This window comes from Bradyrhizobium sp. USDA 4461, from assembly GCF_054055655.1.
On record NZ_JBSRXM010000001.1, the window covers coordinates 2,940,965 to 2,962,728 of the forward strand.

The window sequence follows — 21,764 nt, forward strand, 5'->3', positions numbered from 1 at the left end:
TAGTGCGCTGCGCGCCATCCTACAGTAGCGGCGCTTGGTCTACCAACGGAAATGTTGCCAAGGAAATATTGACTGGCTGTGAGCCAGTTCACTTGCGGCATCGCGACGGTGGCGACATTTGCGCGCATCGCGACCTGCGGCTAGATATGCCGGAGCCACAATTCTTCGAGATGTCATCTTGAACGCGTCAGGTGCACAGCCGCTCACGATCGCCGTCGCCGATGACAGCACGGTGCCCGCACTGCTGCTGCGCCCGGCGCAGGCACGTGCGGCCTATGTGCTTGCGCATGGCGCAGGCGCCGGCATGACGCATCCGTCGATGGCCGTGATCGCGGAGGGTCTGGCGGAGCGCGGCATCGCGACGCTGCGCTATCAGTTTCCCTACATGGAGAAGGGCAGCAGGCGGCCCGATCCGCCTGCCGTTGCGCAGGCGACGGTGCGGGCGGCGGTGGCGGAGGCCGGGCGCCGTTGCGGCGAACTGCCGCTGTTCGCCGGCGGCAAGTCGTTCGGCGGACGCATGACCTCGCAGGCGCAGGCCAAAGCGCCGCTCGAAGGCGTGCGCGGGCTGGTGTTCCTCGGCTTCCCGCTGCATCCCGCCGGCAAGCCGTCGAACGAGCGGGCCAGGCATCTCGCCGCGGTCAAGATTCCCTTGCTGTTCCTGCAAGGCACCCGCGACGCGCTGGCCCAGCTCGATCTGCTCGAGCCCGTCGTGAAGGGGCTGGGTAGCCGTGCGACGCTGCATCTGGTGCAGGAGGCCGATCACTCCTTCCACGTCCTCAAGCGCTCCGGCCGCACCGACCGCGAGGTGATGGCCGAGCTGCTCGATGCCTTCGCGGCCTGGATCGCACAGCATTCGTAGGTTTTTGTAGCCCGGATGGAGCGCAGCGAAATCCGGGATTGCTTGCCACCTGTGACACCGTCCCGGATTGCGCGGAGCCTGTCATCGGGCGCGCGTTCGCGCGCCCCGTTGGCTCCATCCGGGCTACGCTCGGTCAAGTTGCGGCGCCGCCATAGATTCGGTCGCGCAGCCGGCGCATGCCGGACAGCCAGCGGTCGCGATTGGCGGCCTTGCGCTGCATGTAGTCCTGCACCTGGGGATGCGAGAGAATCAGGAAGCGCTCCTCGGCCATCGCCTCGAGCACCATCCGCGCGACCTCACTCGGCTGCAGCACGCCGTCGACCCGCGCCGCGCTCGGGCCCGGCGTCGTCATGCCCGTCTGCACCGATTGCGGGCAGAGCACGGAGACGCGGATGCCGCGATCGCCGTACTGGATGGCGAGATGTTCGGCGATCGCGACGGCGGCGCTCTTGGTGACGCCGTAAGGCATCGAGTTCAGCGAGGCCAACAATCCGGCCGCAGACGCCGTGTTGATGAGATAGCCGGAGCCGCGCGCCAGCATGCCGGGCACCAGCGCGCGGGCGGCGAACACGTGGCTCATCACATGCACGCGCCAGCTGACCTCCCAATCGGCGTCGGACGCGGCTTCCTGTCCCTTGCGCGACAGCCCGGCATTGGAGAAGAACACGTCGACCGGCCCATATTTGTCCTCGGCCGCGGCGATCAGCGCCTTGACGTCCTCCTCGAGCCCGACATCGGCGGTGACCGCGAGCCCGTCGATATCGCCGGCGACGCTGGCGAGCCGGTCGCGCGAGGTCTTCAGATCGGCGACCACGACGCCGCGGGCGCCGGCCTCCGCATAGGCCCGTGCCACCGCTTCGCCGATCCCGCTGGCGCCGCCGGTAACGACGCAGACCTTGTCCTTGATTTGCATGGTTCGATGTCCCTGCCTGTTTATTGTCGCGATCGTCAGCCCTGATACAGCCCCTTGTCACGTGCCTTGCTGATCGCGAGTGCGGCAATCAGGTCGAGCATCGGGGTCGCAAGGCCGGCCGCGCGCGCAAATGCCGCCGGGGCGCGCACCAGTACGTCGATCTCCATGGCGCGGCCGAGCTCGTAATCCTGCAGGATCGACGGCTTGTGGTTCGGCGCCGGCCCTGATCGGGTGACGCGTTTGACCTCGGGAATGTAGTGTGTCGCCACCGCATTGGCCTCCTCGAGCAGGCGTGGGATCACGTCCTGGATGTCGGGATCGTCGCGGACGCCGCGCGCGGTCAGCCCGGTCAGCAGGCAGAGCACCGACATCGACATGTTGGTGAGCAGCTTCGACCAGATCGTCTCGCGGATCTGCTTGACCTCGGGCGATTCGATCGCGGCGTCATTGAGTGTCGCGCGCAGCCGGGCGATGCGCTCGCTCTGCCGATCGTCACATTCGCCGATCAGGAGGCGATTGCGATCCGGCGACAGGTTCGCCACCACGCCGGGCGCGATCACATCATTGGAGGAGAAGATCACCCCGCCGACGATCCGCTGCTGCGGGACGGCGCTGCGCAGACGCCCGCCGGGATCGAGGCCGACCTTCAGCGTCAGCCCGTTGGTCCTGACCGCGTCGAGATGCGGCCCGCGCATCACGCAGGAGACATCGTGGCCGGCGCGTGCCAGCCGGACCGCGACATGGCTGCCGACGGCGCCCGCGCCGAAAATACAAATGCGCATCAGTGGAACTGGTCCTTGCAACGTGTCGCGTCAGTTTCCACAAGCGCGGGGCATTGCGCAACCCGCCATGCATGCGGCGCGGCCGCGCGCGCTCGAAAGTGATGGATCACGCCATCTCCTGTCGCCATAGTGGCTGGGCAAGAGCAATGGCGAACGAGGGAGAAAATTCATGTCGGTCAGCCCAGTCCTGTGGAGCCTCGATGCGCGCGGGGTCGCGACCGTCACGCTGAACAGGCCCGAGGTCAACAACGCCTATGATGGCGCGCTGATCGCCGGCGTGTTGGCCGCGATCGACGATCTCTCGACCAAGCCGGTGCGCGTCGTCGTGCTGAACGGCAACGGCAAGCATTTCCAGGCCGGCGCCGACCTGAAATGGATCAACGGCGTGCGGCCGAAATCATCTGATGAGAACGAGGCGGCGTCGCGCGCCACCTTCGAGGCGGTGCAGCGGCTCAACACGCTGCCGGTGCCGACGGTCGCGCTGGTGCAGGGCGGCTGCTTCGGCGGCGGCACCGGCGTGATCTCGGCCTGCGATATCGTGATCGCGGCCGACAATGCGCTGTTCTCGATCACCGAGGTGCGCTGGGGCCTGACCGCGGCGATCATCATCCCGCAGCTCTGCGACGCGATCGGCGTGCGCCAGGTGCGCCGCTACGCGTTGACCGGCGAACGGTTCGGCGCCGAGGATGCCCGGCGCATCGGTCTGGTGCATGAGGTGGTGCCGCTGGCCGATCTCGACAGCGCCGGTGCCAAGGTCGTCGAGCAGCTGCTCGGCAACGCCCCGGATGCGATGGCTGAGACCAAGAAGCTCGCGATGGAGAGCTCGTTCGGCGGCATGGCCGTGGATGATGCGGCCTACCAGCGCCTCGTTCATCTGCACTCGGCGAAGCGGCAGACCGCGGAAGCAGCCGAAGGGCTCGCGTCCTTTGCCGAGAAGCGCGCCGGCCGCTGGGGTGGCAAGGTATAGTCGTGCCGCTCAGCAGCCGTTGCAGATGCCGCGAATGCTGCGATAGACCTCTTCGTCGTCGCGGCGCATCTGTTGCAGCGATTCGAACGTCTTCGCTTCGTTCGATCGCGTCGATGCTTCAGGCTTGGCCTCCGGCTTGCGCTTGGCGGCGAGCTCCAGCTCCTGCCGATGATAGCAGGCTTCGCGCTCCGGCTTGGCCTCGATGAAGCGGCAGGTCTCGATCGCGGCCGCAGGCTGCGCTGCGAGGATGAGGCCAATCGACACGGACATCAGGAGTTTCAAGCGGGCGATCCTTTCGTACTGTTGTCTCAGGTCCACCCTTGCGAGGCAAGGCCGCACCATCACAGCGACTGCGACAGCGATTTTTTCAATGTCTTGAGTAGCGCCTGCACCGCGGCGGCGTCGATGCGGCGTTCGGGAACGGCGGCCTTCACCCACAGTTCGGGGATCGGAAATTCAGGGAGTAGGGGTTGCAACGTGCCCTTGCGCAGCGCCTCCGCGACCAGATAGTGCGACAGCAGCGCGATGCCATTGCCGGCGATCGCGCTTTGCGTCAGCACGCGGCCCTGTTCGAGGACAGCATGGGCCGCACCTGGATGTTGATGCGGCCGCGCGGTCCCTCGAACGGCCATTCCGGTCCGGTCGGCAGAAAGCTGAGGCAGCGATGGTCGACCAGGTCGCGCGGATGCTTCGGCGTGCCGTGCTTCTTCAGATAGGCCGGCGCGGCGCACAACAGCCGCGGCAGCCGGCACAGCGGCTCGTCGACGACGCCGCCGAACGAGTGCGGAAAGGCGCCGATCGCGATATCGAAGCCTTCGGTCACCGGATCGACCGGGCGATCGATCATCACAATCTCGAGCTTCACGCTTCTGTTCTGCTTCTGGAAGACCGTGAAGGCATCGGCGAGCCGCGCCACCGTCAGCGAGGTCGGCGCCTTGACGCGGAGATGATCGGAGAGGTCGCGCTGCTTCTCGCCCATCCGCGACAGCAGATCGCCGACATCGGCAACGACGCCGCGGGCGCGGTGCACATATTGCTGTCCGGCCTCGGTCAGCCGCAACTGGCGGGTCGAGCGGTGGAACAGCGCGGTCCCGATCCGCTCCTCGAGCTGGGTGACGCGCTTGGCGACGACCGAGGTCGCGACGTTGAGCTTGCGGGCTGCGGCGGAGAAGCCGCCGGCATCGGCGGTGGCGAGGAAGGCTTCGAGATTGGTGAGCGTATCCATCTGCCTTCCCCTTGCTCTTCTTTTGCCTTTCTCGATTCGAGAAAGCTGATCACATAATTTGGTGGATTGTACTGCAATCCGCATCAATTCATAGTTTGCCCAATCAACCTTGTTCAGGGCGGAAATGATGCGAGCGAGCACGATCGAAGAACCTGCGCGGCAGGTGCCCCTCTATGGCGAATATGACGTGGTGGTGCTCGGCGGCGGACCGGCCGGCATCGCCGCCGCGGTCGGCGCGGCACGGGCCGGACGGCGAACCCTGTTGATCGAGCGTTACGGCTTTCTCGGCGGCATGGGCACCGCGGCCGGCGTGACCAACTTCTGCGGGCTGCATGCCAACGTCTTCGGCAAGATGCATCGCGTGGTGCAGGGCATCGCTTCCGACCTGCTGGCGCGGATCGACCGGCTCGGCGGGCTGAACGCGCCGCACCTGATCCTCGGCAAGATCCTTGCGCAGGCCTACGACACCGCGGCCTACAAGATCGCGGCGGACGATCTCTTGGCCCATCATAAGGTCGACATCCTGTTCCATGCACTCGGCGCCGGCGTCGTGATGGACGGCGCATACATCCGCGCGCTGATGGTGGAGACCAAGGCCGGCCGGCAGGCCGTGCGCGGTGGCATCTTCATCGATTGCTCCGGTGACGGTGATCTTGCGGTGTGGGCCGGCGCGCCCCATGAAGTCGGCGACAACAAAGGCGGCATGCTCTATCCATCGATGATGTTCCGCCTCAACGGTATCGATCCGGGGAAGGCCGGCGATGCGTGGCGGACGATTCCGGAGCGGATGGCGCAGGCCGAGGCCGCCGGCACCTTCAAATTCCCGCGCAAGTCCGCGATCGTGCGGCCGCAGAAATCGCAGATCGAATGGCGGGTGAATTTCACCCAGGTGACGCGCAGCGATGGCGGTGCGATCTCAGGTATCGATCCCGACGACATGACGCGCGGCGAGATCGAGGGCCGTCGCCAGGCCGTCGAGGCGTTCAAGTTCCTGCGCACGGTGCCGGGCTTTGAAAGCTCCTACATCGTCGACCTGCCGCCGCAGCTTGGCATCCGCGAGACGCGGCGTGTGATCGGCGGCTACATGCTGTCCGGCGAGGACGTACTGGGCTGCGCTTCATTCGCCGATTCGATCGGCGTCAATGGCTGGCCGATGGAAAAGCACGTGCCGGGCGATGTGACCTTCGAATTTCCGCCGATCCCGGAGAGCCGGGGCTATAACGAATTGCCGTACCGCATGCTGGTGCCGGAGGGCGTCGACAATCTGCTGGTTGCCGGCCGCTGCGCCTCGATGACCCATGAGGGGCAATCGGCCGCGCGCGTCTCCGGTGCCTGTTTTGTGATGGGCGAGGCGGCGGGAACCGCGGCGGCGCTGGCACTTTCAGGCAATACGATTCCGCGCGACATTTCCGTCGAAAAGTTGCAACAACAGCTTGGCAAGCAGGGCGCGTTCATCGGCCGCGATCAGGCCGTGCCCGAGGGGTTGTAGGTGGAGACGGTAATGAAGGGTTGGGCGCGGCTCGCACTCGCGGGTCTCTTGGTGTGGGCCGCGAGCGGTGTGGCGCGCGCGGATGATCTCTTGAAGGCGAAGATCGGTGTGTTGCGGCTGTCGTCCTCGGCGCCGGTGTTCATCGCGCAGGACGAGGGCTATTTCCGCGACGCCGGCCTCGATGTCGAGCTGAAGTTCTTCGACGCGGCACAGCCGATCGCAGTCGCGACCGCATCCGGCGATGTCGATTTCGGCGTCACCGCCGTCACCGCGGGTCTCTATAATCTCGCCGGCAAGGGCACGCTGAAGGTGATCGGCGGCATGAGCCGCGAGAAGGCCGGCTATCCCCTGATCGGCTATTTCGCCAGCAACAACGCCTATGCGAGCGGCCTCAAGACGCCGAAGGATCTTGCGGGCAAGCGCGTCGCGGTGACCCAAATCGGCTCCAGCTTCCACTATTCGCTCGGCCTGCTCGCCGACAAATACGGCTTCAAGCTGTCGGACCTGAAGGTCGTGCCGCTGCAATCGCTGTCGAATGCCGCCGCAGCGCTGAAGGGCGAAACCGTCGACGCCGCGCTGCTGCCGGTCTCGACCGCGCGAACCTTGATGGATTCGAACGGTGCGAAGCTGCTCGGCTGGGTCGGCGACGAGACGCCGTGGCAGCTAGGCGCCATCTTCGCGTCTCCGAAGACGCTGGCCAACCCGCAGCTGGTGAAGCGGCTGCTCACCGCGCTCATTCGCGCCGACCACGAATACCACGACGTGATCCTCACCGCGATCAAGGACGGCATGGCGCCGATCAACGAGAAAACAAAGCCGCTGCTCGAGATCATCGCCAAATACACCAATCTTCCGGTCGAGCAGGTGGTCGGCAATTGCGCCTACATCGATCCCGACGGCAAGCTCGACGTGAAGAACCTCGACAACCAGATCAAATGGCTGCAGGGGCAGGGTTTTGTCGACAAGGGCTTTGATGCCGATGCGATCATCGCCAAGGATTATGTGAAGGCGGATTGATGATGAGCCGCGCAAACAACTCCATCCCCGTCACCCTGAGGAGCCGCGCAGCGGCGTCTCGAAGGGTCGACGGCCCGGATGCAGCAGCTCGGCCGTGCATCCTTCGAGACGCGCTTCGCGCTCCTCAGGATGACGGTCAAACAGCGCGGAGCGGCGCATCATGGACCTGATCGCCGATCATATCAGCCATCGCTTCGGCGCGCTCGACGTGCTCGACGATGTCTCCTTCCAGGTCTCGGCCGGGGAGATCGTGGCAATCGTCGGGCCGTCCGGTTGCGGCAAGAGCACGCTGCTGTCGATCCTCGGCGGCCTGCTGCGGCCGAGCAGCGGCGCGGCGGAGTTGCGTGGCGTGTCGCCGGCCGGCAGCCTCAATCCGCTGACCTTCGTGTTCCAGGATTTCGCCCTGCTGCCGTGGAATACGGTCGAGGAGAACGTCGCGTTTCCGCTGCTGCACACCGGATTGAGCGCCGGCGAGCGCCGCGCCGTGATCGACGATGCGCTGCGCCGCACGGGCCTAACCGATTTTCGCGCGGCCTATCCGAAGCAATTGTCCGGCGGCATGCGCCAGCGCGTCGGCATCGCGCGCGCGCTCGCGGTGCGTCCCGCGATCCTGTTGATGGACGAGCCGCTGTCGGCGCTGGACTCGCAGACCCGCGAGCTGCTGATGGAGGATTTCGTCGGCCTGCTGGCCGACGGCGCGATGGGAGCGGTCTACGTCACGCACAATCTCGAAGAAGCCGTGCGGCTCGCCGACCGCATCGTGGTGCTGTCGCGCCGCCCCGGCCGCATCAGGGAGATCGTGGCCATCCCGATGACGCGCGCCGAGCGCGGGACCGCGGATGCGCGCGGGCCGATGGCAGCACTCCAGAGTGAGCTGTGGTCGCTGATCCGGAAAGAGGCGATCGATGCCGAGCGCGAGGTCCAGCATGCTTGATCGCGCGCCGCCGGAAACGAAGGACCAATCCGCGGAAGCAACCCGCCCGGTCGCGTTTCGCGGCGCCGGCTTCACGCCGGGCGGCAGCCGCTCTGCCGGCTGGATCGCGCTCGCGCTGGTGATCGCGGTCTGGCAGCTCGCCGGCAGCGCGGGATGGGTCAATCCGCTGTTCCTGCCAGCGCCGTCGGCGATCGCGGTTGCGATCACCGAGCTCGCGATGTCGGGCGCGCTGTGGCAGCATTTGTCGTGGTCGATCATGCGGATCGGCACCGGCTGGATCATCGGCACGGCCGCCGGAATCGTCACAGGCTTCGCGATCGGGCTGTCGACCATGGCGCGCGGCGTCGGCATCACCTTCATCTCGGCGCTGTTTCCGATCCCGAAGATCGCGCTGCTGCCGTTGCTCATCCTGTGGCTCGGGATCGGCGAGGAGCCGAAGATCGCGACCATTGCGCTCGGCGTGTTCTTCTCGACCGCGATCTCGGTCTATAGCGGCGTGGATGCGGTGCCGCGCAATCTGATCCGGATGGCGCAGAGCTTCAACGTGCCGTTCCACGCCATCGTGCGCCGCGTGATCTGGCCGGGCGCGCTGCCCTCGATCCTCGCCGGCTTCCGCATCACTGCGTCGGTTGCGCTGCTGCTGGTGGTCAGCGCCGAAATGATCGGCGCGCAATACGGCATCGGCGCCTTCGTGCTGCAGGCCGGCAATCTGATGCAGACCGATCAGCTGCTCGCCGGCGTCGTGATCCTGTCGCTGTTCGGGCTCGCGGTCGGGAAGCTGATCAACCTGCTGGAAGTGCGGCTGCTGCACTGGCGGTGAAGGCTGCGCTGCCGGCTACAACCCCCGCTGTCGTCCCTGCGAAAGCAGGGACCCATAACCACAGGGTGTCGTTGCTAGAAAAGGCTGGGGCCCAGCGCCTCGAACAACAAGCCCCTGTGGTTATGGGTCCCGGGTCGCGCGGAGCCTGTCATCGGGCGGCGCTTCGCGCCGACCCGTTGGCTTGCCCGGGACGACACCATTACATTTTGCCACGCCTCGCTACGCGTTACCCCTGTCCTCGCGGAACAGATCGAGCTTCTGCTGCACCGGGCGGTCCGAGAACGAGAACAGCACGGAGTCGGTGTCGGCCTCGTGGGTGACCCAGTGCCAGCTCGGCACCACGAACAGATCGCGCGGTCCCCATTCGAAGGTCTGGTCGCCGACCCGGGTGCGGCCCTTGCCCTCGATCGCGGCGAACACGGTGGCGTCGGTCGCGCGATAGCGTGCGGTCTTGAAGCCCTTCGGCAGCAGCTGGATGAAGGTGCCGATGGTCGGCATCGCGAAGTCGCCGGTCTCGGGGTTGGAGAATTTCAGCTTGAGGCCGTGGCAGGCGTCCCACTCGTCGCGGGCGCGGGCCTTTTCCAGCGTCTCGCGGGTGTGCTCATAGGGATAGTTGAAGATCGGCGAGGTCTTCGACGACCGCTTCTGGTCGATCGGCAGCAGGTTGCGGCCGTAGCGCGCGAAGCTGTCGCCCGCCGGCTTGGAGATCGCCTGCTGATCCTCCTTGGCGCCTTCCGCAAACGAGCAGTCGAAGAACTGCACCATCGGGATATCGAGCCCGTCGAGCCAGAACATCGGCTCCGATGTTTCGTTGGAGTGGTCGTGCCAGGTCATCGACGGCGTGATGACGAAGTCGCCCGGCGCCATCGCGGTGCGCTCGCCATCGACCGCGGTATAGGCGCCCTTGCCCTCGAGCACGAAGCGCAGCGCCGACTGGGTGTGGCGATGGGCGGGCGCGACGTCGCCCGGCACCACCATCTGCACGCCGGCAAACAGCGAGGTCGTGATCCTCGACTGGCCGCGCAGGCCGGGATTCTCCAGCACCAGCACGCGGCGTTCGGCTTCCTTGGCCGTGATCAGTTTGCCCGCCTCGTTCATGTAGTCGCGGATCTGGTCGAACTTCCACAGATGCGGACGGCAGGCGCTGCGCGGCTCCGGCGTGACCAGGTCGCCCAGCACGTTCCACAGCGCCGAGAGATTTTCGCCGTCGATCTTCTTGTAGAACGCCTCGCGCTCCGGGGTCTTCTGCACGGCTTCCATGGCAAGCCTCCCATCATTCTTGTCGGTTCAATTTAATTGACAGTATACTGACAATATGGCTAGCGTCAATGAAACAAGCCAATCACGAATGCAAGGGAGGTTCCGATGAAGCTGCATGGCTATTTCCGGAGCAGCGCGTCCTACCGGGTCCGGATCGCCCTCAATCTGAAGGGTCTGACACCGGAGCATCTGCCGCATCATCTGCGCAAGGGCGAGCAATGCGCGCCGGCCTATCTCGCGATCAATCCGCAGGGGCTGGTGCCGACGCTGGAGAGCGATGCGGGGGCGATCCTCACCCAGTCGCTGGCGATCATCGAATGGCTTGACGAGACCAATCCCACTCCGCCGCTGCTGCCGAAGGATCCGTTGCGGCGCGCCAAGGTGCGGGCCTTCGCGCAGGCGATCGCCTGCGACACCCATCCGGTGCAGAATCTGAAGGTGCTGGCGCGGCTGCGTCAGCTCGGCCTGCCCGAGGCGCAGGTGACGGAATGGGCGGCCTGGGCCAATCGCGAGGGCCTGTCGGCCTGCGAGACGCTGATTGCCGAAGAGACCGGGCCGTTTTGCTTCGGCGACCAGCCGACGCTCGCCGATCTCTGCCTGGTGCCGCAGCTCGCCAATGCGCGGCGCTTCGGCGTCGATGTGTCAGCCTATCCGCGCCTGCTCAAGGCCGAGGCCGCAGCAAAGCAGGTCAAGGCGTTCGCCGACGCCGTCCCGGACAAGCAGCCCGATGCCGAGTAGCAAGCCAACGCCCGTCACCATGGACGCGGTCTACACCGCGCCCGGCTATCTGTTCCGGCGCATGCAGCAGATCGCGGTCGCGCTGTTCATCGAGGAGTGCAAGGCGTTCGACCTGACGCCGGTGCAATACGCCGCGCTGGTGACGATCTCGACCCATCCCGGCATCGACGCCACAAGGCTCTCGGCGGTGATCGCGTTCGACCGCTCCACGCTCGGCAACGTGATCGAGCGGTTGCAGGCCAAGGCGTTCATCGCCCGCAAACCGTCGCCCGAGGACAAGCGCGTCAAGCTGCTCTACCTCACCAAGGCCGGCGCGTCCGTGCTCAACGACATCATGCCCTCGGTCGACAAGGCGCAGGCGCGGATGCTGCAACCGCTGAAGCCTGCCGATCGCAAGACGCTTCTCGCGCTCCTGACCCAGCTCGTCGACCTCAACAACGAGGCGTCGCGGGTGCCGCTGCGCGCCGAGGACGCGCTCGAGCATCTCGGGAGGTCGGGCTGATGGCGGAGACGAGGCCTGTCCTGATCGCGGGCGGCGGCATCGGTGGTCTCGCCGTGGCGCTGGGGCTCGCACAAAAGGGAATCCGCTCGATCCTGCTGGAAAAGGCCGCAGCGCTCGGCGAGATCGGTGCCGGCATTCAGCTCGGGCCGAATGCGTTCCATGCCTTCGACTATCTCGGCGTCGGCGAGGCGGCGCGCAACATGGCCGTCTATATCGACCAGTTGCGGCTGATGGATGCACTCACCGCCGACGAGATCACCCATATCGACCTCGGCGACGCCTTCCGCGCTCGGTTCGGCAACCCCTATGCCGTGGTGCATCGCGGCGATCTGCACGGCGTGTTCCTGCGCGCCTGCGAGAGGCACGAGTTGATCGAACTGCGCGTCAGCAGCGAGGTGGTCGGCTACGAACAGGACGGCTCATCGGTGACCGCCAGGCTCGGCAGTGGCGAGCGGGTCACCGGACGTCTTCTGATCGGCGCCGACGGCCTGTGGTCGAATATCCGCAAGCAGGTGACGGCCGACGGCCCGCGCGCGCGTCTCCGGCCACACCACCTATCGTTCCGTGATCCCGACCGAGCAGATGCCGGAGGATCTGCGCTGGAACGCAGCTACGCTGTGGGCCGGCCCGAAATGCCACATCGTGCATTATCCGCTGTCGGGCTGGAAGGTGTTCAACCTCGTCGTCACCTATCACAACGACGCGCCGGAGCCGGTCGCCGGCAAGCCGGTCTCCGAGGAAGAGGTGATGAAAGGCTTCACCCACGTCCATGAGCGGGCGCAGACCATCATCCGCCACGGCACCAATTGGAAGCTCTGGGTGCTGTGCGATCGCGATCCCACCGAGCGCTGGATCGACGGCCGCGTGGTGCTGCTCGGCGACGCCGCGCATCCGATGTTGCAGTATTTTGCGCAAGGTGCCTGCCAGGCGATGGAAGATGCGGTCTGCCTGTCGCACATGCTGGCCCATCACGACGATCAGCCGGCAGCGCTCGACGCCTACCGGGCGCAACGCTTCCCGCGCACCGCGCGGGTGCAACTGATGTCGCGTGCGATCGGCGAGCACGTCTACCATCCCTCAGGCGAGCACGCCCGCATCCGCAACGCGATCATGAGCGCGAAGTCGCAAGCTGAATGGTGCGACGATATCGCGTGGCTGTATGGTGGGACGGGGCTGGGCGGTTAGCTGCGGCACGCTGATTGAAAGAGCACTCCGTGTGGCCACCCCTCTCCCCTGCAAGGGGGGAGGGAACCCGTCCGCCGGTGCCTCTCTTACGTCCGTAGGCATGGATTGCCGCGCATGCGAGTGAGGTGAGTACCCTGCTCGGGCTCGCTCCCCCCTTGCGGTGGAGGGGTGGGGAGAGGGGTGAGCCCCGGGCGAGATGTCGAGATTGAGATCAGGCGACAGCAACGCGGCGCGCTATCTCCACAGCACCGCTCACATCCGCATCACCGCCTGGCGATCGATCTTCCCCGTGCCGGTCTTCGGCAACTCGTCGATGAACTTCACCTCGCGCGGATATTTGTACGGCAAGAGCTTCGTCTTGACGTAATCCTGCAGCCGCCGCGTTGCCTCGTCGCTGTCGAAGCCGGCCTTGTTCATCACCACCACCGCGCGCAACGTCATGCGGCGGTCCGGCAATTCGGCGGCGTAGACGGCGCATTCGCGGACATCGGGGTGATCGGCGAGGCAGAGCTCGACCTCCAGCGGATAGACCCACTGGCCGGAGATCTTGATCAGGTCGTCGGCGCGGCCGCGGAAGAAGTGGAAGCCGTCGCTGTCGCGCATGAAGCGGTCGCCGGTGTAGATCCAGCCGTCCTCACGCACCGTCTCGGCGGTCTTGTCCGGCCGATTCCAGTACAACGGCGTGGCGGAATCGCCGCGCACCCACAAAATGCCTTCCTCATTGTCGCCGACCTCGCGGCCGTCGCTGTCGCGCAGCATGATCTCGTAGCCCGGCACGCGCAGGCCCGCGGCGCCGAGCTTCTTCTGTTCTGCGCGGTTGCTGAGATAGACGTGCAGCACCTCGGTCGAGCCGAGCCCTTCGATGATCTCGAGCCCGGTCAGCTGCTTCCAACCGTTGAAGACCTCGGCGGACAGCACCTCGGCGGCCGAGACCGCCATCCGCAACGAGGAGAAATCGGCAGCGTCCGCGCCCTCGGCCTTGGTCAAGGAGATGTAGAGCGTCGGCAGGCCGAAGAACACGGTCGGCCGGTACTGCCCGATCGCGTTGAAGATCGCGGCCGGCTTCGGCTGGCCCGGCAGCAGCAGCGTGGTAGCGCCGACCGAGAAAGGAAACGTGATCGAATTGCCGAAACCATAGGCGAAGAAGATCTTCGGCACCGAGAAGCAGATATCGCCGGGCGCAAGTTTCAGCACGCTGCGGGCAAAGGCGCGTTCGCTATAGGCCATGTCGTGTTGCAGATGCACGATGCCCTTGGGGCGGCCGGTCGAGCCCGACGAATACATCCAGAACGCCATCTCGTTGCGATGGGTGTCGGCCGCGTCGAGCTCGGTCGGGAAGCCGTGCAGCCATTCGCCGGCGTTACGCGTTTCCGCGACAGCGTGATCGCCGGCTGTGCCATTGACCACGACCAGCGTCCGCAGCGGCGTATCCTTGCAGGCCTCGGCATTGAAGCGCGTGCAGAACTCGGCATCGGTGACGGCGACCTGCGCGCCGGCGTCGGACAGGTAGAATTGCAGCAGCTCCGGCGTCGTCAGGGTGTTGATCAAGAGCGGCACGAAGCCGGCGCGCACCGCGCCGAAGAACGCCGCCGGATAGGCCGGGGTATCGTCGAGGAACAGCAGCACGCGGTCGCCGCGCTGCAAGCCGAGTGATTGGAAGGCGTGACCCCAGCGCGCGGCGTCAGCGCAGAGCTCGCGATAGGTCCGCGTGCCGGCCGGCCCGGTCAACGCCAGGCGCTCGGCGTTGCCGTTGCCGAGATTGTCGAACAGGATGCGGCTCGCATTATAGCGCTCGGGGATCGTGAAGCCGATCTCGCGCGCACCGGGATTGTCCTGCGGAACCTGGTCGGCGATCCCGGTCATGAGCGTCCCTTTGCGGCTTCGTAACGGGCCATGAAGGCAGGCGACATCGCGCGCAGCCGCGCGTCGTCGATCCGGCCGGAGCGGGTGATGTAGCTGTAGGCGAAGTCCATCAGATCGCGCTGCATATGAGCCGGGAAGTGCTCGTACCAGTCGGCGCTGGTCCGTGCCGCGGTGACGAGCTTCTTCACGATCGGCTTGCGCTCGGCCTCGTAGCGGGCAAGGGCAGGGGCGATGCCGCCCTCGCTTTCCAGTGCCTTGGTCAGCGCGATCGCATCCTCGATCGCGAGCCGCGTGCCCGAGCCGATCGAGAAATGCGCGGAATGCAAGGCGTCGCCGATCAGCACCATGTTGCCGTGCGACCAGCGTTCGTTCCAGATCCACGGGAAGTTGCGCCACACCGATTTGTTCGAGATCAGCCGATGGCCGTCCAGCGTCGCGGCGAACACGTCCTCGCAGATCGCCTGCGATTGCTCGATCGTCTTGTCGGCGAAGCCGTAAGCGTCCCAGGTCGCCGCGTCGCACTCGACCAGGAAGGTGCTCATGTCCTTGGCGTAGCGATAGTGATGGGCGTTGAAGCAGCCCACGTCGGTCGCCACAAAGGTCTGCGACAGCGTCGCGAAGGGCTTTGTGGTGCCGTACCAGGCGAATTTGTTGGTGGAATGCGAGACCGACGCGCCGAACGCGGACTCGAAACCACGGCGGACCATCGAGTTCAACCCGTCTGCGGCAACGATCAGGTCGTAACCCCTGAGCTGATCGACCGATTGTACGACAGTATCGAAGCGCGGCGTGACACCTGTGCTGCGCACCCGCTCCTGCAGGATGGTCAGCAGCTTGAGCCGGCCGATCGAGGAAAAGCCGACGCCGTCGATCTCGACGCTCTCGCCGCGCAGATTGAGGGTGATGTTCTTCCAGCTCTCCATTTCTGGGGTGATGGCGTCGACCGTCCCGGGGTCGTCGGCGCGCAGGAAGTCCAGCGCCTGCTCGGAGAACACCACGCCGAAGCCCCAGGTGGCGCCGGCCGCGTTCTGCTCGAACAGGTCGATCTCGGCGTCAGGATGACGCTTCTTCCAGAGATAGGCGAAATAGAGCCCGCCGGGCCCTCCGCCAATCACGGCGATCCGCAACGTCTGCCTCCCAGATTGACAGTGTACTTACAATTTGGGTCCAGACTAATCGCCCTCTGGCGGGAACGCCAGAGGGAAAATGCGCGGCGACTACCCTGTCGGCGCCGAAAGGCTCAGTAGCAGCGGCGGACCTTGACCCCGTCGACCCATACCCAGCGGCAGCCGGCGACGACGGGTTTGCGGACGACAACCGCGCCGCGCGTGCTGGCGCATCCGGCGCGATAGGGACCGCGCCCGCAGACGACGGCGTTGGCGTCGGAGGACTCGAAAGTCATGGTCGCGGCAAAGGACAGCAGGGCCGCAGCGATCAGCAATAATGAACGCATCATGTTCCCTCTCCCTGGGTGAAGTTGGTTGGCCTGTGGATGACAACAAGGTGCTGCGGCTCCGTGCCCGGCCATCGCCGGGCACATGTCGTCTCGCCGCCCGCGCGGCTATTTCTTCTCCGCGTCCGCCAGCACCTTCTTGCAGGCGGGTGCCAGCTTGTCGCTCTGCCTGGCGAGACAGGCGATGATGCGCCCGCCGCCGGGCGTCACGCTCTTGCAGAACTTCTCGTAGTCGCCCATGCAGGCGTCGCGCTGTGCGCTGGTCAGCTCCTGGGCGTAGACGGCGGTCGCGCCGCAGAGCAGCGCGGCGGTCAGGACAAGTCGCAGCATTGTTCGCTTCCCTTTCCGGTCAGTTGCTTGGCAACAGGATCACCGCGCCGCGAACGGCGCCAGCACGTCGCGGCATCCCGGCGAGAGCGAGCCGGCATTGGTCGCCAGGCATTGCACGATCCGCCCGCCGCCGGGCTGGACGCCGCCGCAGATCGAGCGGACATCCGCGCCGCAGGCCGAGCGCAGCACGAACAGCTCTTCGCGCGGCCGCAGCGGCCGCAGCACGATCACGGCTGGCGCCGCCGCTGGCGCCGCGGCCGGTGCAGCGGTTGCCGCAGCGCCTGCCTCCGGTGCGGCACCGCCGGCAGCCGCCACGGCCTTTTCGCAGGCCGGCGACAGCCTGCCCTTGTTCTTCTCCAGGCATTGCAGCGCCGGTGCGCCACCGGTCGGCACGCCCGCACAGACCTTGGGATAGTCGGAGCGGCATGCGCTGCGGATCGCTGAAACCTGTGCGCTGGATGGCGTCCCGGCCGCCTTCGGTGCAGCCGCAGCGGCGGCGGGCTTGGCTGCCGCTGCTGCGGGTGCCGCGTCGGTTTTGGCTGCCGCAGGCGCGGCGGCCGGCGCGTCCACGGCCTTCACTGCGGTGGCGCAGCCCGGCGCGAGACTTGCCATGTTCTTTTGCAGACATTGCAGTGACGCTTCGCCGCCCGGCGGAACGCTCGAGCAATGTGCGATGTAGTCGTCGCGGCATTGCGATTTGATGGCGTCGCGCTGCGCCTGGCTTGGCGCCTGCGACAAGGCCGGCGCCGTGCTGATGAATGCCGCAAGCCCGAACCATGCGGACAGCTTCGTTGCACGTATCAACGCATTGATCATCGGAATAAATCCTCTCGTCGTGCCGGCAGCTTGCGGCTCAATTGAACTGGGTTCTGAAAATGACTTGCTTTGACAACCTCGGCGGGTGACATCATTTTCGCTTTCGAGTTCCGCCGCAAGCGGATTGTTGCTATGGATGACGCACGCGGATTTTTTGCTCGCCACGACGGCTTTGAATTAAGTCATTTGAATCGAGGCTCGGAAATGAGGCATGCGCGCGCGTCGGCACATTTCAATCAGAGCAATTTTGTGCGGATGCGAAATGCGCCGCTCACGCGCATCGCGTTCATCGCATCCGCCTTTGTCAGTTTAAGTGCCTGCGAGCAAAATAGTTTTGTTGCGCCGCCGCCCCCCAAGGTCGACGTCGCGCCGCCGGTGCAGCGCGCCATCACACGCTATCTGGATGCCACCGGCAACACCGCGCCGATCAAGACCGTCGATCTGGTCGCGCGCGTGCAGGGTTTTCTGGCGTCGATCAACTATCAGGACGGCTCGCCGGTGAAGGAGGGGACCACCCTGTTCACGATCGAGCCGGAGACCTACAAGCTGAAGCTGGAGCAGGCGCAAGCCGCCGAAGTCGGCGCGCAGGCGACGCTGAAGCAGGCCGAGTCCGACTTCAAGCGGCAGCAGGATCTGGTGCAGCGCCAGGCAGTCTCGCAGGCGACGCTGGAAACCTCGACATCGACGCGGGACAACGCCCAGGCCAATCTGCAACAGGCTCAGGTCAACACCAAGATCGCCGCGGTCAATTACGGCTACACCAACGTTGCCGCGCCGTTCGACGGCATTGTCAGCAACCATCTGGTCTCGGTCGGCGAACTGGTCGGCGTGGCGTCGCCGACCCAGCTTGCCACCATCGTGCAGCTCGACCCGATCTATGTGAATTTCAATGTCAATGAGCAGGACGTGCAGCGCGTCCGCGACGAAGCGCGCCGCCGTGGCATGACGACCAATGAGATCAGGCAGCTGCCGATCGAGGTCGGCCTGCAGACCGAGACCGGCTATCCGCACAAGGGCAAGCTCGACTACGTCTCGCCGACGGTCAACCAGTCGACCGGCACGCTTGCGGTTCGTGGCCTGGTGCCCAATCCGGATCGCGTGCTGCTGCCGGGCTTCTATGTCCGCGTTCGGGTGCCGTTCGACAAGCAGGACAACGCGTTGCTGGTGCCCGACGTCGCGATCGGCAGCGACCAGGCCGGCCGCTACGTGCTGGTGGTCAATGCCGACAATGTGGTCGAGCAGCGCAAGGTGACGACCGGTCCGCTCGACGAGGGACTGCGCGTCATCGAGAGCGGGCTGAAGGCCGATGACCGCGTGGTGACCGCCGGACTGTTGCGTGCGATCCCCGGGCAGAAGGTCGATCCGCAGATGCAGAAGGGCGACGCGACGCCGGCAGCGGCCAAGTGAGGGGCGCGCCATGATCTCGAAATTCTTCATCGAGCGCCCGGTCCTTTCCAACGTCATCGCGATCCTGATGATCCTGCTCGGCGGCGTGGCGCTGTATAGTCTCGCGGTCGCGCAATATCCCGACGTGGTGCCGCCGACAGTGCAGGTGACGACGCGCTATCCCGGCGCCTCGGCCAAGACCGTGGTCGACACCGTGGCGCTGCCGATCGAGCAGCAGGTCAACGGCGTCGAGGACATGCTGTACATGCAGTCCTACAGCGGCGCCGACGGCACCTATACGCTGACGGTGACCTTCAAGATCGGCACCGATCTCAACTTCGCGCAGGTGCTGGTGCAGAACCGGGTCTCCTCGGCGCTGTCGCAGCTGCCGTCCGCGGTGCAGAACCAGGGCGTCACGGTGCAGAAGAAATCGACCTCGATCCTGCTGTTCGTGACGCTGACCTCGCCGAACAAGACCTATGACAGCCTGTTCCTGTCGAACTACGCCACCATCAACATCCGCGACGAGCTGTCGCGGCTGCCCGGCGTCGGCAACGTCACGGTGTTCGGCGCTGGGCAATATTCGATGAGGGTCTGGCTCGATCCGAACAAGCTGCAGGTGCGCGGGCTGGTGCCGCAGGACGTCATCCAGGCGATCCAGCAGCAGAGCCAGCAGGTCACCGCCGGCCAGGTCGGCGCGCCGCCGACGCCGGCCGGGCAGGCGTTTCAGTACACGTTGAACGTCAACGGCCGGCTCGACGACAAGAGCCAGTTCGAGGACACCATCGTCAAATCAGGCACGGTCGGCGACGTCACCCGGGTTCGCGACGTCGGCTGGGTCGAGCTCGGCGCGCAGACCTACAGCCAGATCTTCTCGCTGAACCAGAAGCCTGCGGTCGGCATCGGCGTGTTCCAGTCGCCGGGTGCCAATGCATTGCAGGTCGAGAAGGCGGTCGAGAAGAAGATGACGGAGCTCGCCAGGCAGTTTCCGCAGGACATCAAATACGACACGCCGTTCGACACCACGAAGTTCGTCAACGCCTCGATCGCGGAGGTCTACAAGACGCTGATCGAGGCCGGCCTGCTGGTGCTGGTCGTGATCCTGGTGTTCCTGCAGGATTGGCGGGCGATGCTGGTGCCGGCGACCACGGTGCCGGTCACCATCATCGGCGCGTTCGCCGGCATGGCCGCGCTCGGCTTCACCATCAACCTGTCGACGCTGTTTGCGATCGTGCTGGCGATCGGCATCGTGGTCGACGACGCCATCGTGGTGGTCGAGGGCGCCGCGCACAATATCGAGCGCGGCATGAACGGGCACGACGCCGCGATCAAGGCGATGGACGAATTGTTCGCGCCGATCGTCGGCATCACGCTGGTCTTGATCTCGGTGTTCCTGCCGGCGGCCTTCCTGCCCGGGCTGACCGGGCGGATGTACGCGCAATTCGCGCTCGTGATCGCGGCAACCGCGCTGCTCAGTGCGGTCAATGCCGCGACCCTGAAGCCGACGCAATGCGCGCTGTGGCTGCGTCCTCCGGCGCCGCCGGAGCAACGCAATGTCTTCTATCGCGGCTTCAACGCGGTCTATGACCGGCTGGAGCGCGGCTACACGCGCGTCGTCGGCGGCATCGCCGGGCATGCCAGGATTTCGGTCGCGGTCGCGCTGGTCATTATCGGGCTCGCCGGCTACGGCCTGTCGCGGGTGCCGACCGGCTTCATTCCGATCGAGGACCAGGGCTATCTGCTCGCCGCGGTGCAGCTGCCGGACGGCGCGGCCCTCGACCGTACCCAGCAGGTGCTCGACAAGGTCACCGAGATTGCCGGCAAGACGCCCGGCGTCGACCAGGTGGTCTCGATCGCCGGCATCTCCGCGCTCGACAATTCCTCGAGCCTCGCCAATGCCGGCGTGGCCTACCTGATCCTGAAGGACTGGAGCGCGCGCGGGCCGGGCGAGGATCTGCGTTCGCTGGTCTACGGGCTCAACGACAAGCTCGCGGTGATCCCGGAGGCGCGCATCCTGGTGATCCCGCCGCCGCCGATCCAGGGCATCGGCAACGCCGCAGGGTTTGCCATGCAGGTCGAGCTCCGCGACGGCAATGCCGATTACGGCAAGCTGCAGGCGATCACCGGGGCGATCGTGGCCAATGCGCAGACCCAGAGCGCGCTGCAGCGGGTGCAGTCGTCGTTCCGCTCGATGGTGCCGCAGTTCGACGTCGAGGTCGATCGGGTCAAGACCCAGACCCTTCACGTCACCACCGACCAGATCTTCGCGGCGCTGTCGTCCTATCTCGGCGCCAGCTACGTCAACCAGTTCACCAAGTTCGGCCGCACCTTCCAGGTCTACACCCAGGCCGAGGCGCAATACCGCCTGACCCTGCGCGACATCCAGAACATGATGGTGCGCAACAGCAATGGCGACATGATCCCGCTCGGCACGGTGGCGAACATCACGCCCTCGGTCGGACCGTCGCTGATCAGCCTCTACAACCTCTATCCGTCCGCCTCCGTCATCGGGCTGCCGGCGCAGGGCTACTCGTCCGGCCAGTCGATGACGCTGATGGAGGAGATCGCGGCCAGGACGCTGCCGCCGGGCGCGGGCTTCGAGTGGACCGCGATGTCGTACCAGGAGAAGGAAGTCGGCGGCCAGATCTACTATGTGTTCGCGTTGGCGCTGCTCCTGGTCTACCTGGTGCTCGCCGGGCAATATGAGAGCTGGTACGCGCCGATCTCGGTGATCCTGGCGGTGCCGCTGTCGCTGCTCGGCCCGACGCTGGTGCTGCTGAGCCTGGGCATCGAGAACAACCTCTACACCCAGATCGGCACCATCCTGTTGATCGCGCTGTCGGCCAAGAACGCGATCCTGATCGTCGAGGTCGCGCTGGAGCATCACGTCCGCGACGGCAAGCCGGTGCTGGAGTCGGCGATCGACGCCGCCCGCGCCCGATTCCGGCCGATCCTGATGACGTCGTTTGCCTTCATCCTCGGCGTGCTGCCGCTGGTGCTGGCGACCGGCGCCGGCGCCAACGCCCGCAAGTCGATCGGCATCACGGTGTTCTCCGGCATGATCGCCTCGACCTGCCTTGCGGTGCTGTTCGTGCCGGCGTTCTTCGTCGTGGTGCAGAGTTTTGAGAACTGGCGCAAGGCGAAGAAGGGCAAGGCGGCCGCGCCGCAGTCGGCAGCGGAGGCACCCGGCACGGTGCATTAGCTCCGCGCATCTAATTTCTCCCC

Annotated in this window: 21 protein-coding genes and 1 pseudogene; 12 read left to right on the forward strand and 10 right to left on the reverse strand. The window is 65.9% G+C overall.

The genetic code is table 11. From position 1 onward, the window contains the following. Positions 1-178 precede the first annotated feature (178 nt). Positions 179-859 (forward strand): alpha/beta hydrolase family protein, encoded by a 681-nt coding sequence (locus ACVINW_RS13675; RefSeq protein ID WP_456751775.1) that lies wholly within the window; start codon positions 179-181, stop codon positions 857-859. 133 nt (positions 860-992) lie between these two features. Here ACVINW_RS13675 and ACVINW_RS13680 read toward each other — a convergent pair whose 3' ends face one another. After that, complete coding sequence (locus ACVINW_RS13680; protein ID WP_456751776.1) at positions 993-1,772, reverse strand: SDR family oxidoreductase; 780 nt, start codon at positions 1,770-1,772, stop codon at positions 993-995. Between the two features lie 35 nt (positions 1,773-1,807). Beyond that, complete coding sequence (locus tag ACVINW_RS13685; protein ID WP_456751777.1) at positions 1,808-2,554, reverse strand: ketopantoate reductase C-terminal domain-containing protein; 747 nt, start codon at positions 2,552-2,554, stop codon at positions 1,808-1,810. 169 nt (positions 2,555-2,723) lie between these two features. On the opposite strand from ACVINW_RS13685, the gene ACVINW_RS13690 reads away from it, so the two are divergent. Beyond that, on the forward strand, positions 2,724-3,521 hold the full coding sequence (locus ACVINW_RS13690; RefSeq protein ID WP_456751778.1) for an enoyl-CoA hydratase-related protein: 798 nt from the start codon (positions 2,724-2,726) through the stop codon (positions 3,519-3,521). 9 nt (positions 3,522-3,530) lie between these two features. Here the strand turns inward: ACVINW_RS13690 and ACVINW_RS13695 are convergent, their stop codons facing one another. After that, positions 3,531-3,791 (reverse strand): hypothetical protein, encoded by a 261-nt coding sequence (locus ACVINW_RS13695; protein ID WP_456751779.1) that lies wholly within the window; start codon positions 3,789-3,791, stop codon positions 3,531-3,533. 71 nt (positions 3,792-3,862) lie between these two features. Continuing rightward, positions 3,863-4,746, reverse strand: a pseudogene (locus ACVINW_RS13700) (LysR family transcriptional regulator). A 127-nt stretch (positions 4,747-4,873) separates the two neighbouring features. Between ACVINW_RS13700 and ACVINW_RS13705 the strand changes: the two are divergent. From ACVINW_RS13705 to ACVINW_RS13720, 4 genes are all read left to right on the forward strand, one after another. Beyond that, positions 4,874-6,235, forward strand: a complete 1,362-nt coding sequence (locus ACVINW_RS13705) for an FAD-dependent oxidoreductase (protein ID WP_456751780.1) — start codon at positions 4,874-4,876, stop codon at positions 6,233-6,235. Positions 6,236-6,247: 12 nt separating this feature from the next. Continuing rightward, entirely contained in the window at positions 6,248-7,252 is a 1,005-nt protein-coding gene (locus ACVINW_RS13710; protein ID WP_456751781.1) for an ABC transporter substrate-binding protein, read from the forward strand. A gap of 160 nt (positions 7,253-7,412) precedes the next feature. Then, on the forward strand, positions 7,413-8,186 hold the full coding sequence (locus ACVINW_RS13715) for an ABC transporter ATP-binding protein (RefSeq protein ID WP_456751782.1): 774 nt from the start codon (positions 7,413-7,415) through the stop codon (positions 8,184-8,186). Then, a complete protein-coding gene (locus ACVINW_RS13720; RefSeq protein WP_456751783.1) occupies positions 8,179-9,006 on the forward strand; it encodes an ABC transporter permease in 828 nt (275 codons plus the stop codon). Before ACVINW_RS13715 ends, ACVINW_RS13720 begins: the two co-directional genes overlap by 8 nt. A 219-nt stretch (positions 9,007-9,225) precedes the next feature. On the opposite strand, the gene gtdA is transcribed toward ACVINW_RS13720, so the two are convergent. Further along, complete coding sequence (gtdA, locus tag ACVINW_RS13725; protein ID WP_456751784.1) at positions 9,226-10,266, reverse strand: gentisate 1,2-dioxygenase; 1,041 nt, start codon at positions 10,264-10,266, stop codon at positions 9,226-9,228. A gap of 105 nt (positions 10,267-10,371) precedes the next feature. On the opposite strand from gtdA, the gene maiA reads away from it, so the two are divergent. Genes maiA through ACVINW_RS13745 form a run of 4 tightly spaced genes read left to right on the forward strand, consistent with a single transcriptional unit; the run spans position 10,372 to position 12,691 of the window. Beyond that, the gene (gene maiA / locus ACVINW_RS13730; RefSeq protein WP_456751785.1) at positions 10,372-11,004 is read left to right on the forward strand and encodes a maleylacetoacetate isomerase; all 633 of its coding nucleotides are present in this window, start codon (positions 10,372-10,374) and stop codon (positions 11,002-11,004) included. Then, positions 10,994-11,506 (forward strand): MarR family winged helix-turn-helix transcriptional regulator, encoded by a 513-nt coding sequence (locus tag ACVINW_RS13735; protein ID WP_456751786.1) that lies wholly within the window; start codon positions 10,994-10,996, stop codon positions 11,504-11,506. Before maiA ends, ACVINW_RS13735 begins: the two co-directional genes overlap by 11 nt. Beyond that, entirely contained in the window at positions 11,506-12,279 is a 774-nt protein-coding gene (locus ACVINW_RS13740) for an FAD-dependent monooxygenase (RefSeq protein ID WP_456751787.1), read from the forward strand. Before ACVINW_RS13735 ends, ACVINW_RS13740 begins: the two co-directional genes overlap by 1 nt. Further along, positions 12,254-12,691 (forward strand): FAD-dependent monooxygenase, encoded by a 438-nt coding sequence (locus ACVINW_RS13745; RefSeq protein WP_456751788.1) that lies wholly within the window; start codon positions 12,254-12,256, stop codon positions 12,689-12,691. The genes ACVINW_RS13740 and ACVINW_RS13745 overlap by 26 nt, the downstream gene beginning before the upstream one ends. Before the next feature lie 252 nt (positions 12,692-12,943). Here ACVINW_RS13745 and ACVINW_RS13750 read toward each other — a convergent pair whose 3' ends face one another. The 5 genes from ACVINW_RS13750 to ACVINW_RS13770 form a co-directional block, all read right to left on the reverse strand. Then, positions 12,944-14,554 carry a benzoate-CoA ligase family protein gene (locus ACVINW_RS13750; protein WP_456751789.1) on the reverse strand — a complete coding sequence of 537 codons (1,611 nt, stop codon included), beginning with the start codon at positions 14,552-14,554 and terminating at the stop codon, positions 12,944-12,946. Then, positions 14,551-15,681, reverse strand: coding sequence for an FAD-dependent monooxygenase (locus ACVINW_RS13755; RefSeq protein WP_456751790.1), 1,131 nt, complete (start codon positions 15,679-15,681; stop codon positions 14,551-14,553). Before ACVINW_RS13755 ends, ACVINW_RS13750 begins: the two co-directional genes overlap by 4 nt. A gap of 113 nt (positions 15,682-15,794) precedes the next feature. After that, the gene (locus tag ACVINW_RS13760) at positions 15,795-16,007 is read right to left on the reverse strand and encodes a hypothetical protein (protein WP_146992091.1); all 213 of its coding nucleotides are present in this window, start codon (positions 16,005-16,007) and stop codon (positions 15,795-15,797) included. A gap of 108 nt (positions 16,008-16,115) precedes the next feature. Continuing rightward, entirely contained in the window at positions 16,116-16,337 is a 222-nt protein-coding gene (locus ACVINW_RS13765) for a cysteine rich repeat-containing protein (RefSeq protein WP_456751791.1), read from the reverse strand. Between the two features lie 39 nt (positions 16,338-16,376). Then, a complete protein-coding gene (locus tag ACVINW_RS13770; RefSeq protein ID WP_456751792.1) occupies positions 16,377-17,153 on the reverse strand; it encodes a hypothetical protein in 777 nt (258 codons plus the stop codon). A gap of 255 nt (positions 17,154-17,408) precedes the next feature. On the opposite strand from ACVINW_RS13770, the gene ACVINW_RS13775 reads away from it, so the two are divergent. After that, entirely contained in the window at positions 17,409-18,560 is a 1,152-nt protein-coding gene (locus ACVINW_RS13775; RefSeq protein WP_456756393.1) for an efflux RND transporter periplasmic adaptor subunit, read from the forward strand. A gap of 10 nt (positions 18,561-18,570) precedes the next feature. Next, positions 18,571-21,741, forward strand: a complete 3,171-nt coding sequence (locus ACVINW_RS13780) for an efflux RND transporter permease subunit (protein WP_456751793.1) — start codon at positions 18,571-18,573, stop codon at positions 21,739-21,741. The last annotated feature ends 23 nt before the right edge of the window (positions 21,742-21,764 follow it).